This is a genomic window from Haladaptatus sp. T7 (assembly GCF_026008575.1).
In the GTDB taxonomy this organism is placed as follows: domain Archaea; phylum Halobacteriota; class Halobacteria; order Halobacteriales; family Haladaptataceae; genus Haladaptatus; species Haladaptatus paucihalophilus.
Genome location: NZ_BROP01000003.1, coordinates 35,624 through 47,920 on the forward strand (window position 1 = coordinate 35,624; position 12,297 = coordinate 47,920).

At 65.4% G+C, this 12,297-nt stretch carries 11 protein-coding genes; 6 read left to right on the forward strand and 5 right to left on the reverse strand.

The window, feature by feature from the left end; translation table 11 throughout:
• On the reverse strand, positions 1-1,830 hold the full coding sequence (locus OPC11_RS09380) for a glycoside hydrolase family 15 protein (protein WP_264781706.1): 1,830 nt from the start codon (positions 1,828-1,830) through the stop codon (positions 1-3).
• A gap of 114 nt (positions 1,831-1,944) precedes the next feature.
• On the opposite strand from OPC11_RS09380, the gene OPC11_RS09385 reads away from it, so the two are divergent.
• On the forward strand, positions 1,945-2,481 hold the full coding sequence (locus OPC11_RS09385) for a DUF6735 family protein (protein ID WP_264781707.1): 537 nt from the start codon (positions 1,945-1,947) through the stop codon (positions 2,479-2,481).
• Between the two features lie 41 nt (positions 2,482-2,522).
• Positions 2,523-3,257 (forward strand): endonuclease NucS, encoded by a 735-nt coding sequence (gene nucS / locus OPC11_RS09390; protein WP_007982407.1) that lies wholly within the window; start codon positions 2,523-2,525, stop codon positions 3,255-3,257.
• An 11-nt stretch (positions 3,258-3,268) separates the two neighbouring features.
• Here the strand turns inward: nucS and mutS are convergent, their stop codons facing one another.
• The gene (gene mutS, locus OPC11_RS09395; protein ID WP_264781708.1) at positions 3,269-5,935 is read right to left on the reverse strand and encodes a DNA mismatch repair protein MutS; all 2,667 of its coding nucleotides are present in this window, start codon (positions 5,933-5,935) and stop codon (positions 3,269-3,271) included.
• 67 nt (positions 5,936-6,002) lie between these two features.
• A complete protein-coding gene (locus tag OPC11_RS09400; protein WP_264781709.1) occupies positions 6,003-6,323 on the reverse strand; it encodes an antibiotic biosynthesis monooxygenase family protein in 321 nt (106 codons plus the stop codon).
• A 104-nt stretch (positions 6,324-6,427) separates the two neighbouring features.
• Here OPC11_RS09400 and OPC11_RS09405 point away from each other — a divergent pair, with 104 nt between their 5' ends.
• A complete protein-coding gene (locus OPC11_RS09405; protein ID WP_264781710.1) occupies positions 6,428-7,501 on the forward strand; it encodes a guanosine monophosphate reductase in 1,074 nt (357 codons plus the stop codon).
• A gap of 484 nt (positions 7,502-7,985) precedes the next feature.
• Here the strand turns inward: OPC11_RS09405 and OPC11_RS09410 are convergent, their stop codons facing one another.
• Positions 7,986-8,198, reverse strand: coding sequence for a hypothetical protein (locus OPC11_RS09410; protein ID WP_264781711.1), 213 nt, complete (start codon positions 8,196-8,198; stop codon positions 7,986-7,988).
• Positions 8,199-8,420: 222 nt separating this feature from the next.
• On the opposite strand from OPC11_RS09410, the gene OPC11_RS09415 reads away from it, so the two are divergent.
• Genes OPC11_RS09415 through thiD form a run of 3 tightly spaced genes read left to right on the forward strand, consistent with a single transcriptional unit; the run spans position 8,421 to position 11,899 of the window.
• Positions 8,421-9,434 (forward strand): AIR synthase family protein, encoded by a 1,014-nt coding sequence (locus OPC11_RS09415; protein ID WP_264781712.1) that lies wholly within the window; start codon positions 8,421-8,423, stop codon positions 9,432-9,434.
• 39 nt (positions 9,435-9,473) lie between these two features.
• A complete protein-coding gene (locus OPC11_RS09420) occupies positions 9,474-10,532 on the forward strand; it encodes an AIR synthase family protein (RefSeq protein WP_264781713.1) in 1,059 nt (352 codons plus the stop codon).
• Positions 10,529-11,899 carry a bifunctional hydroxymethylpyrimidine kinase/phosphomethylpyrimidine kinase gene (gene thiD / locus OPC11_RS09425; RefSeq protein ID WP_264781714.1) on the forward strand — a complete coding sequence of 457 codons (1,371 nt, stop codon included), beginning with the start codon at positions 10,529-10,531 and terminating at the stop codon, positions 11,897-11,899. Before OPC11_RS09420 ends, thiD begins: the two co-directional genes overlap by 4 nt.
• A gap of 19 nt (positions 11,900-11,918) precedes the next feature.
• On the opposite strand, the gene OPC11_RS09430 is transcribed toward thiD, so the two are convergent.
• Positions 11,919-12,263 (reverse strand): four-helix bundle copper-binding protein, encoded by a 345-nt coding sequence (locus tag OPC11_RS09430; protein ID WP_018128947.1) that lies wholly within the window; start codon positions 12,261-12,263, stop codon positions 11,919-11,921.
• Between the last annotated feature and the right edge of the window lie 34 nt (positions 12,264-12,297).

Sequence of the window (12,297 nt, forward strand, 5' to 3'; positions counted from 1 at the left end):
CTATTTTCCGATCGCTTCCGGGACCGACTCCTCCCCGCGCTCGGCCATGCCGAGATACAGCGCGGCGTTGACCAACCCGACGTGACTGAACGCCTGCGGGTAGTTTCCCAGCAGTTCCCCCGTCTCCGGGTCGATTTCCTCGGCGAGCAGGCCGAGCGGACTCGCGTGGTCACAGACCGACTCGAACACGTCGCGTGCTTCCTCGACGCGACCGGAGAGCGCCAGCGCGGAGACGAGCCAGAACGAGCAGATGACGAAGGCCCCCTCCTCGCCCGGTAGACCGTCCGCGCCGTCGTAGCGCCGGACGAGACCGTCGTCGTCCGCTTCGAGTCGGTCGCGGATGGCGTCGATGGTGTTTTGCACCCGGTCGTCCTCGAACGGGAGGAAACCGACGATGGGTATCAGCAACGCCGTCGCATCCAGCGACTTCGAACCGTAGGATTGGACGAAACTCCCGATATCGTCGTCGTACCCCCGTTCGAGGATTTCGCCGCGGATCATGTCGCGCGTCTGCTCCCACTTCCCGGTCGGGGCGTCGAATCCCCACTCGTCGGCGATTCGCAAGCCGCGGTCGAGCGCGACCCAACACATGACCTTCGAGTGGACGAAGTGACGCGGGCCGCCGCGAACTTCCCAGATTCCCGCGTCGGGTTCGTCCCAGACGTCGCAGACGTGCTCGACGATACCCCGAATCGCGTCCCAGTCGTGGGGGTTGAACTCGTCTCCGTCGGTCGTTTCGAATATCGCCAAGAGGAGTTCGCCGAAGATGTCGAGTTGTCGCTGGTCCTTCGCCGCGTTGCCGACGCGAACCGGGGACGAGTCGCGGTAGCCCGAGAGATGGTCGAGCGTTCGTTCCTGTAGGTCGGGAGCGCCGTGCAGTCCGTAGAGCGGTTGCAGTTGCGTCGGGTGCTCGGCGTGGCTGAGGTTGAGGAACCAATCGAAGTACGATTCTGCTTCCGCGGTGTGGCCGAGGTTGGCGAGCGCTTGAATCGTGAACGCGGCGTCTCGAATCCAATTGTAGCGATAATCCCAGTTTCGAACCCCGCCGACGTTCTCGGGGAGCGAGGTGGTCGGCGCGGCGCAGATGGCTCCCGTTTCGCGGTGGGTGAGCAGTTTGAGCACCAATCCCGACCGGACCGCGAGGTCGTGGTGCACCCCGTCGAACGAGCACCCGTCCGGGCAGGAGTGCATCCAGTCGCGCCAGAAATCGACCGTTCGGTCGAGGCGCTGGGCACAAACGTCGGGGTCTGACTCACCGGTCTCCTCGTGTGACAGCACGAACCACGTCGATTCGTCCGCCGACAGCGACCATGTGGCGCGAACGGTCGCCCCGTCCACCTCGAATCCGACACCGCCCGCGAGAAAGACGAACTCCGCGTCGTCAGTCGGATACTCCCCGTCCGAGACACGAACCCCGCCGTCGGTGGATTCCACGATTGATTCCCCCCGTGCGTAATCGAATCGCGGGGCGAACGTCAGTTCGAGTTCGACGCTCCCCTCGACGGCACGTACCTTGCGATAGACCGCACGCTCCATGCCATCGTCGCGGACGGGCATGAAATCGGTTATCCGCACGCGGCCGGAATCCGTTTCGAACGTCGTCCGCAACACGTTCGTTCCGTCGAGATACGACTGTTCCGAATCGTACGAGTCGGTGGGGTGAATCCGCCAGCATCCCCCGTTTTCGGCGTCCAAGACGCTCGTAAACACGCTCGATGATTCGACGTGTGGCAGGGGGAGCCACTCGATTTCGCCCTCGTCGTTGACCAGCGCACAGGTCTCCAGATTACCGATGAGTCCGTACCGTTCGAGCGGAGAATACCGCGTCATCGTTTCGGACCCCCAGCAAACCGCGTCATACCGAGAATTCGACCGAGCAACGAATTGAACCTTTGGGCGGTTCACCGTCCGCGTCGTCGCCGACGAGGCGGACGTTTTTATGTGATGACGGAAGCACTCCGGGCCACCGTGGGACACCGAGCACTCGTCGTTTACGAGCGACCCGACGGCCGGTACGACCGTCACTACGCACACTGGGGCGCGGCGGACCTCGAACTCAGTCACGAAATCACGCCGGAAACACCCTTCGCGGGTAACCGCACGACCCGAACCGGAGAGAGATGGACGCCCGCAATCGACCCGACGCCCCGAGATACCGCGCTGGCGTTCGACGATGCCGCGACGTTCGACTATCGGGCGTTCGAGGCGTTCTACGTCGTCTCCCTGACGTGGCTCGTTGCCGCGTACCTCCCGCTCTGGTTCGGCGTGACCGCCGACGCCGACGTGCACGCTGGCGCGCTCGTCGCGGTCAAGTCGGAGCGCGACGCCGCCCGCGTCCGCCGCTGGTTTCGCGCGACGCGGGATGTGGTTCGGGACATGGTTCGCCGTGACGTGCTCGATGTCGAGGACGCTCACGACTACCTCGCATCTCGCGTCGACGAGTGGGCGGGAAGCCGCCGGGAGGTGATTTCCGTGCGGTGATGGCAATCGGTTTTTATCCGACTACCATCTACCATCGGTCAGTGACGCAGACGAACGACAGGACGGACCCCGCCACGCTCCGGACGCCGACGCACGGCGAGGCGCTGGCACACGTCGAGACGGCCATCGAACGGGGAGACCTCGTGACCCTGTTCGGGCGCTGTACGGTCGATTACGACGGCCGCGCGGAGAGCTATCTCGGTCCCGGCGACCGACTCGTCGTGCTCAAACCCGACGGAACCACGCTCGTCCACACCGAGGAGGGACAGAAACCGGTGAACTGGCAACCGCCGGGTGGAACCCTCGACGCCGAACTCGTGGGCGACCGCCTCCGCGTCGGTAGCCAGCGGACGAGTCCGAGCGAATCGCTCGAAGTCGAGTTCGAGCGCCTCACGCAGGTGTCCGCGTTCGACGTGACCGACGCGACGGAGTTGTCCCTGGACGGGACGGAAGAGGACCTCCGACAGCGGATTCTGGACGACCCGGACCTCGTGGAGGCGGGTTTCACGCCGCTCGCCACGGAGCGCCAGACGGCGGCGGGTGCCATCGACATCTACGGCACGGACGCGGAGGGCACCACGATGGTTGTGGAGCTCAAACGACGGCGCGTCGGCCCCGATGCGGTCGGCCAACTCCGGCGCTACGTGGACGCCCTCCGCCGCGACCTGCACGCCGAAGCCGAGATTCGCGGCGTTCTCGTCGCGCCGTCGGTGACGGAACGCGCCCGCAACATGCTCGCCGAAAGCGGGTTGGAGTTCGTCTCGTTGGAACCCTGAACGGACACAACTCAGTCTAACTCTCTCTTCAGCCTATCGAGCAGTTGCAACGCTTCGAGCGGCGTCGTGTCGGCGACGTTGGTACGGCGGAGTTCGGCGAGTACGTCGTTCGAAGCGGATGTCACGGGAGGTGACTGGGGAGCGGAATCGCTCGGGTCGGCGTCCCGAAGACAGGTGCCTTCGTCCACCGAGTCCCCCTCGTCTTCGGCCAACAGGTCCTTCGAGCGGCGGATGACCGACTCCGGGACACCGGCGAGTTGGGCGACTTCAACGCCGTAGGAGGCCATCGTCGCGCCCTCCGAGATGTGGTGGTCGAAGACGACCTCGCCGTCCCGCTCGGTCGCGCCGAAGTGGAGGTTGATGGCGTTCGGAAGGTCGTCGGCGACGGCCGTGAGGTCGTGGTGGTGGGTCGCAAAGAGCGTCTTCGCGCCGATTTCGTCGTGGACGTGCTCGGTCACCGAGCGGGCGATGGCGAAACCGTCCGTCGTGCTCGTTCCGCGGCCCACCTCGTCCAGCAAAATCAGCGAGCGGTCGGTCGCGTTTCCGAGGATGTCGGCGAGTTCGGTCATCTCGACCATGAACGTCGAGCGGCCGCCCGCGATGTCGTCGCTCGCGCCGACGCGGGTGAACACGCGGTCCACCAGTTCGAGGCGCGCCTCGTCGGCGGGGACGAAGCTCCCGACCTGTGCGAGGATGGTAATGAGCGCGACCTGCCGCATGTACGTCGATTTTCCGGCCATGTTCGGGCCGGTGATGACCGCCAGCGTGTCGTGGTCGAGGCGGGTGTCGTTCGGCACGAACGAAGATTGGGTTCGCTCGACGACGGGATGGCGGCCGTTTCGAATCTCGACGCCCTCCGGGACGATTTCGGGGCGCGAGTAGCCGTGCTTGGCGGCGACCTCGGCCAGCGCGACGAGGGTGTCGAGTTCGGCCAGCGTCTCGGCCAGCGACTGCACCCGCTCGGACTCCTCGGCGACGGCCTCGCGCACCTCGCAAAAGAGGTCGTACTCCAACTCGTCGGCGCGCTGTTCGGCGCGGACGATTTCGTCCTCGCGCTCCTTGAGTTCCGGCGTGTAGAATCGCTCCGAATTTTTCAGGGTCTGCCGTCGCGTGTAGTCCTCGGGCACCTTGTCGAGGTTCGGGTCGGTGACCTCGATGTAGTAGCCGTGGACCTGATTGTAGCCGACCTTGAGCGACCCGATACCCGTCCGCTCGCGTTCGCTCGCTTCGAGGTCGTCTATCCACGCCTTCCCCGAGCGCTCCGTCTCGCGGAGGTCGTCCAGTTTGTCGTCGTAGCCCGATTTGATGACGCCGCCTTCGGTGATTTCGATGGGCGGTTCCTCGGGAATCGCGCGGCCGATTCGGTCGCGCACGTCGGCCATCTCGTCCAGGTTCTCGTGGAGGCGTCGTAGTTTGGGAGATTCGACGCCCTCCATCGCCTCCGCGATGTCCGGCACCACGTCGAGCGTGGCCTTCAGCGAGCGCAAATCGCGGGCGTTTGCCCGGCCGCGGGAGACGCGGGAGATGAGGCGTTCGATGTCGTAGACGTTTCGGAGAAGCTCGTGGACCTCTTCGCGCGCTTGCACCGTCGTCGTCCACTCCTCCACGGCGTCGAGTCGGGCTTCGATGCGGTCGCGTTCCAGCAGGGGGCGGCGGAGCCAGTCCGTGAGTTTGCGACTGCCGAGGGCGCACGCGGTTTCGTCCAGCACGCCGACGAGCGTGGCGTCGTCCTGCCCGTGAACGGCGCGGGACGAGAACAGTTCCAGGCTCGAGAGCGCCACGGCGTCCAACAGCATGTACGAGCGCGGGTCGTACCGCGTCAGATGGTTGAGGTAGTCGAGACGGGTGTCGGTGTCGTCAGTGGCGTCCTCAGTCACGCCTTCGCCGCCGCGGACGTACTCGGCGTAGGAGAGGAGCGCCCCACAGGCCCGGATTTCGGCGTCGGTGGCGAGCAGTCGGTCCGGCGGGCCGAAGTAGTCGGCGACCAACTCGCTCGCGCCGTCGATGTCGAAGGTGGCTCCGGCGTACTCCGTCACCATGCAGTCCGCGTCGAAGACGTCGGGAGTCGGCGTGTCGGTCGCACCGTCGGACGCGGCCGAGTCGGGGTCGAGGGCGGGGGCGACGATGGCTTCCGTCGGTGCGAACCGCTCCACTTCGTTGCGGACCTCGCTCGCGGTTTCGACCGTCGTCGCGTAGAAGTCCCCCGTCGAAACGTCGAGGATGGCGAGGCCGTATCCCTCGTCGTGGGCGAGGCTGGCGACGAAGTTGTTGTCGTCGCCGTGGAGCAGTTCGTCCTCGGTCAGCGTGCCGGGTGTGACGACGCGGGTGACGGCGCGTTCGACCACGCCGGAGGCGTCCGCCGGGTCCTGCACTTGGTCGGCGACCGCGACGCGATAGCCCGCGTCCAACAGCGCCTCGATGTACGATTCGGCGTTGTCGATGGGGATACCCGCCATCGGATACGTCCCCGTGTTGTCCTCGCGTTGCGTGAGCGTGATTTCGAGAATTCTCGAACAGCGCTCGGCCGCCTCGCAGAACGTCTCGTAGAAGTCGCCGACCTGAAACAGTACCATCGAATCGTCGTACTGCCGACACAGCTCGAAATACTGACGCATCATCGGCGTCAGTTCGTCGCTGTGTTCGGCCATCTTCTCGGGTGCCCCCAGCGCCGCGTCCATGCGAGAAACGCAGTCCCCGCACGGCAATAAGCCACCGGAATCGCGGCGGAGCGGACGGGGCGCGTGGCTACCGCTCGTCCGTGAACGCCACGTCGTAGAGGTGGTAGTCCGCCGTGGCGAGTTCGAGCGCCCCATCCATGTGTTCGCGCACGTCGGGCCGCTCGAAGATGGCTTCGTAGTCGGCCTCGCTCTCCCACTGGGCGTAGTTGACGACGCGTTCTCCGTCCCGGCTTCGATGGATGTTCGCGGAGACGAAACCGGGGAGGTGACGCATGGTCTCCTCGGTGGCGTCGGCGAGGAGGTCCACCAGTTCGTCTTGTCGCTCCGGAACCACGGTGAAGACGTTGATGAGGGTCGTCACGTCCGTTTCTGTGTCGATGGTCGTCATCGAATATCGTTCACCACGCGACACGAAATACGCTGTTGCCGACCGTTTCCGTCCGTTTTCAGTGGAGTTAAGTGGAGTCGGAAACTCGGAAGTGAAGGTTACCGATGGACATCAGGACAGGTCTTTCGTACGGCGATGTGCTGCTCGTGCCGCAACGCTCCCCGGTCGATAGCCGGAGCGACGTCTCCCTGACGACGAAGCTGACGCCGACCCTCGAACTCGACGCGCCGCTTCTCTCCGCGCCGATGGATACCGTCACCGAGACGGACGCCGCAATCGCCCTCTCGGAGTTGGGCGGCCTCGGAACGATTCACCGCTTCATGGGCATCGAGGAGCAGGCCGAACAGGTTCGCTCGGTGAAAGCGGCCGGTGGACTGGTCGGCGCCGCCGTCGGTATCAACGAGGAATTCATCGACCGGACGGAGGCCACGCTCGACGCGGGCGCGGACTGTATCATGGTCGACGTCGCTCACGGCCACATGGAGCGCTGTCTGGACGCCGTGTCCGAAATCAAAGCCGAGTTCCCCGGCGCGGAACTCGTCGCCGGAAACGTCGTCACGCCGGAAGCCGTCTCGGACCTCTACTCGGCGGGCGCGGACGGCGTGAAGGTCGGCGTCGGCCCCGGTTCGCACTGCACGACCCGCAAGGTCGCCGGGGCGGGCGTTCCCCAACTGACCGCCGTGGACGACTGCTCGGACCGGGCGGACGAGTTGGGAATCCCCATCGTCGCCGACGGCGGCATCCGCACCTCCGGCGACGCCGTGAAGGCGCTCATGGCCGGAGCCTCGACCGTGATGATGGGGAGCTTCTTCGCCGGAACCGAGGAAGCCCCCGGCGAAACCGTGACCGTGGACGGGCGGACGTTCAAACGGTCGCGGGGAATGGCCTCCACCGCCGCGAACGAGAACCGCACCGACAAGGACCTCACCCCCGACGCCGACGAGGGAATCGACGGCCTCACCGAGTACAAAGGCCCGCTCGCCGACGAAGCCGAGACCTTCCTCGCCGGACTCCGCTCGGGACTGAGTTACTGCGGCGGCCACGACATCGCCGCCGCCCGCGAGAACGCCGAATTCATCCAAGTCGCCCCGAGCGCGCGGGAACGCGAAGGCGCTCACTCCGTCTTCGCAAACGTCGAAACGGAAGCGGAGAAAGAAGCACTGGCTCCGCTGCAGTAATCGGATTTCACGTCGCGCATCTCGATTTTCGACGTGGCGCGCGCTGGCACAGCCCTGAGGATACGTCTCCGAAGGGCTGTGCTGGTAGCGTGCGAGGGATGAGTACCGCAACGGAGTGAGGAACGGAATCGGTTGGGGAGGGTGTGGCGTGCGAGGTTTCTTCGAAACCTCGAATGCGAATAGCGCGGAACGACGTTCCGCGGACAGTCGAGCGGGAACGGCCCGCGAGACGACGGCAACGCCGCGAGCACGCGGTGCTGTGCGGTGGCGGTTTCATTGACGTCTGTCCATGCGCTCACGGAAGAACCACCAACTCGTCACGCGAACACATCTCGTAGCGACCGGACGGAGGCGTTCGAAAACTGCTCTACACCGCTCCCGGTGGCATCTACCAGAGAGAATCTTGTTCGTAGCGAGGAGTTGCGGGCGTTCGAAGACGCGAGTCGAAAAAAATCGATGGCGGAGGAAAAACGGCGGTAGGAGGTCAGTAGCGGAACCGCCGAACCCCGACGTTCGGAAGGCGTTTACGCCGTCGTTCGACAGAGATGCTTCGAAGCGGCAGGTCGTGTTCGTCGAAGAGGTCGTGGATGCCGAGGAGGACCTCCGCGTTCAGGTCGTCGGGGGCGACGCCGTTGAGATGGAGACTGGGTTGTTCGGTGGCGATACGTTTTTCCGAAGAAGGTTCGTTGTTCGACATGCTTTGGGAAGGGTCCTGAAGCAAGCAGGGTAGGTGTCCTACCACCTGCCTTTCGGCGAAACCCTGTTGCTTCGTTCGACGTATCTATCCGTCGTGAGTTAATTCTATTGGTTTGAGAGGTTGGCGGATGCGGTTTCGAGGCCAAGAAAAAAGCGAACCCGCGGGAGCGCATCCGACCGATTGAATCAGCACGGATTTGTGCGCAGCCCAAATACCACCTGTATGAGCGACATCGGGAAGATAGACCGCGATTTCTTCGACGAACACATCTATCCCTACCTCGGCGCGGACCGCGACGACGAACTCCTCGGGCCGAAACACGGCGTGGACTTCGGCGTGATTGAATTGGACACTCACGTCGTCGCGCTCGCCACGGACCCGCTCTCGCTCCTGCCCGAACTGGGCTTCGAGCGGGCGGCGTGGTTCGCGTTCCACGTCGTGATGAGCGACGTGGCGGTCAGCGGCCTGCGTCCGTCCCATCTGGCGGTGGACTTCAATCTCCCGCCGGAAATCACCGACGAGGAGTTCGCCACCGTCTGGCAGAGGTTCGACCGCGAAGCGAGAAAACTGGGCGTCAGCGTCGTCACGGGCCACACCGCGCGATACTCCGGGTGTCAGTATCCGTGGGTCGGCGGCGCGACGACGCTCGCGGTGGGGGAGAAAGAGAACCTCGTCCGGCCTGACGGGGCGCAATCGGGCGACAAAGTGCTCGTGACGAAGGGACCGGGAGTGGAGACGGCGGGCTTTCTCGTGACGCTGTTCGAGGACCAGATCGACCTCCCCGAGGACGACATCGAGAACGCGAAGGACCGATTCTACGACATGAGTCCGGTCGAGGACGCGCTGGTGGCGGCCGACGCGGGACCGGTCACGGCCATGCACGACGCCACGGAGTGCGGGATTCACGGCGCGCTGGTCGAGATGGCCCGCTCCGCCGGAGTGCGCTTCGACGTGAGCCACGACGACGTGCCGGTGCTTCCGGGCGTGCTGGAGGCGTGCGAGTACTTCGACGTCGACCCGTGGGAATCCACGACCGAGGGAACGCTCGTGCTGACGGTCGCATCGGAGGGGGCGGAGACGGTCCTCGCCGCGCTCTCCGACGCCGGGATTCCGGCGGCCGAAATGGGGACGGTGCGCGAGGGCGAAGGAGTGTACGTCGATGGCGACCGAATCGAACATCCCGACGTAGACCCCTCGTTGCAGGTGTTCGCAGAGTTGTCGGCCGAACGGGAGTGAACACCACCGATAAATACCACAAAGTAATATTCCGAACCGATGAGCGAGTTAGGCAAAGTAGACGGCGAATTCTTCGAGGAGTACATCTTCCCGCACCTCGGCGCGGAGCGCGACGACGTGACGTTACAGCCACAGCACGGCGTGGATTTCGGGGTCATCGAGCTTGACTCGATGACCAGTCAGACAGGGTCTGACGATGTTCTGGAAGTCGGCGGCAAAGCGATAGCGACGGCGACGGATCCCATCTTCATCATGCCCTCGCTCGGATTCGAGCGAGCGGCGTGGTTCGCGTTCCACATCCTGATGAGCGACGTGGCGGTCAGCGGCCTGCAACCGACCCATCTGGCGGTGGATTTCAACCTGCCGCCGGAGATCAGCGACGAGGAGTTCGCCACCGTCTGGCAGACGTTCGACCGGGAAGCGAAGAAATTGGGCGTCAGCGTCGTCACGGGCCACACCGCCAGATACGCGGGCTGTAACTACCCGATGGTCGGCGGAGCCACCGCGATGGCGGTCGGCGACCCCGAGAAGGTCGTCCGACCGAACGGCGCACGACCGGACGACAAAGTGGTGCTCACGAAAGGTCCCGCCGTCGAAGCGACCGGCCTGTTGAGCAACCAGTTCGCGGACCTCATGGACCTCCCCGAGGCGACCGCCGAGGAAGCCAAGGACCGCTTTTACGACATGAGTCCGGTGGAGGACGCCCGCATCGCCGCCGAGACGGGCGACGTGTCGGCCATGCACGACGCCACGGAGGGCGGCGTCCACGGCGCGCTGGTCGAGACGGCGACTGCCAGCGGCGTCCACCTCGACGTGAGCCGCGACGATATGCCGGTGCTTCCCGGCGTACTGGAGGCGTGCGAGTTCTTCGACATCGACCCATGGTCGTCCATCAGCGAAGGGACGCTCCTGTTGACCGTCGCGCCGGAGGACGCGGAACGCGTCGTGTCCGCGCTCGACGACGCCGACATCCCCGCGGGAATCATCGGCGACGTCCGCGAAGGAGAAGGCGTTACCGTCGATGGAGAAGAAATCGAACATCCCGAGTCGGACCCGTTCTGGGCCGCCTTCGAGGAGTTCATGGAGAAATCGACATGACGCGAACCGCCGCACCCGTCTCGCTCCCCGTCGCGCTGACCATCGCCGGAAGCGACTCCGGCGGCGGGGCGGGGATTCAGGCGGACCTGAAGACGATGGAGGCCCACGGCGTGTTCGGCACCAGCGCAATCACGAGCGTCACGGCACAGAACACCCGCGCCGTCGAGGGGTTCGCCACGCTTCCCGTCGCGGAAATTGAGGCTCAATGCGAGGCCGTCCTCTCCGACTTCGACGTGCGGGCGGTCAAGACCGGCATGCTCGCGGAGGCTCCCGTCGTGCGGAGCGTCGCCGAGCAGGTCGCCGAGGTGGACGTCCCGGTCGTCGTGGACCCCGTGATGGTCGCGGCGTCGGGCGACCGACTGCTCGACTCGGCGGGCGAGGAAGCCTACGAGGACCTGTTCGAGCACGCGACGCTCGTCACGCCGAACACGGACGAGGTCGCGGTCCTGACCGGCATCGAACCGACCGACGACGAACGCGCCGAAGCGGCGGGCGAAGCCCTCCGCGAACTCGGCGCGGACGCCGCCCTCGTGAAGGGCGGCCACGTCCCCGGCGAGACGGTCCGGGACGTGCTCGTCACGGGCGACGGCGCGACCGTCTTCGAACACCCGCGCATCGACACCGAGGCGACCCACGGGTCGGGGTGCACGCTCGCCAGCGCCGTCGCGGCCCGACTCGCGCTCGGTGGCGACCTCGAAACCGCCGTGGCGGGTGCTACCGACTTCATGGAGCGGGCGGTCCGCTACAACCTCGACGTCGGCGAAGGACCGGGAGCGGTCCACCACCTCGCCGAACTTCGGAACCGAGCGGCCCAAACCGACACCGCCGAAGCGGTCGAAGAGGTCGTCCGCTCCTTCGTCGAACGGGACGTGAGCGCGCTGGTTCCCGAAGTCGGCATGAACGTCGTCGGGGCGACGCCCTACGCCGAGAGCGTGGGAGAGACCGCCGCCGTCGAAGGGCGAATCACCCGCACGCTGTCCGGCGTGAATCCGAACCGCGGCGTGCGCTTCGGCGCGTCGAGTCACGTGGCCCGATTCCTGCTCTCGGCACGGGAGTTCGACCCCAGTTTGCGGTTCGCCGTCAACTGCCGGTTCGACGCCGACGTGGAAGACGCGCTCTCGACCCTGCGCGGCGAAGTCGCGGAGTTCGACCGCGACGCGGAACCCGAGGACGTCAAGGCGGAAGAGGGCAGCACGATGGGCTGGGGTGCGAAACGGGCGTTTCAGTCGGCGGACGGAACGCCCGTGGCGATAATCGACCGGGGCGAGGTTGGAAAGGAAGCCATCGTGAAATTGCTGGCCGACGACGCGGAGACGCTTCAGCGCCGGACGTTCGCGGTGTTGGATGCGCTTCGCGCAAAAGAGTGACAACGGTCGATTCGTGAGTCTACGCCATCATCTGCCGACAGCTTTCGGCACAGTCTTCCACCACGTCGGCACAGACCTGACAGTGGTCGTGGTCGTGTCGGGAACACTCCTCGGCGCACTCCTCGCACATACCGGCGCAGGCTTCGGCGAGCTGGTCGCTGTAGTTCGAGTTTCGCGCCATGAATCGGGCGTGCATCGACGCGATGTCGGCCACGTCGCGGCAGAGCCGGATGCACTCGGCCATCTCCTCGTCCTCGTCGGCACACCGGTCCGCACACCATTCACAGGCTTGCGTCGCCTCGAAGCAGTCGTTGATGCAGTTGTCCATCTCGGCGTCCAAGTGGTCGATTTGAGTGAGCGCCACGGAACGACGGACGGGAGAACGACGAGTGTCGATT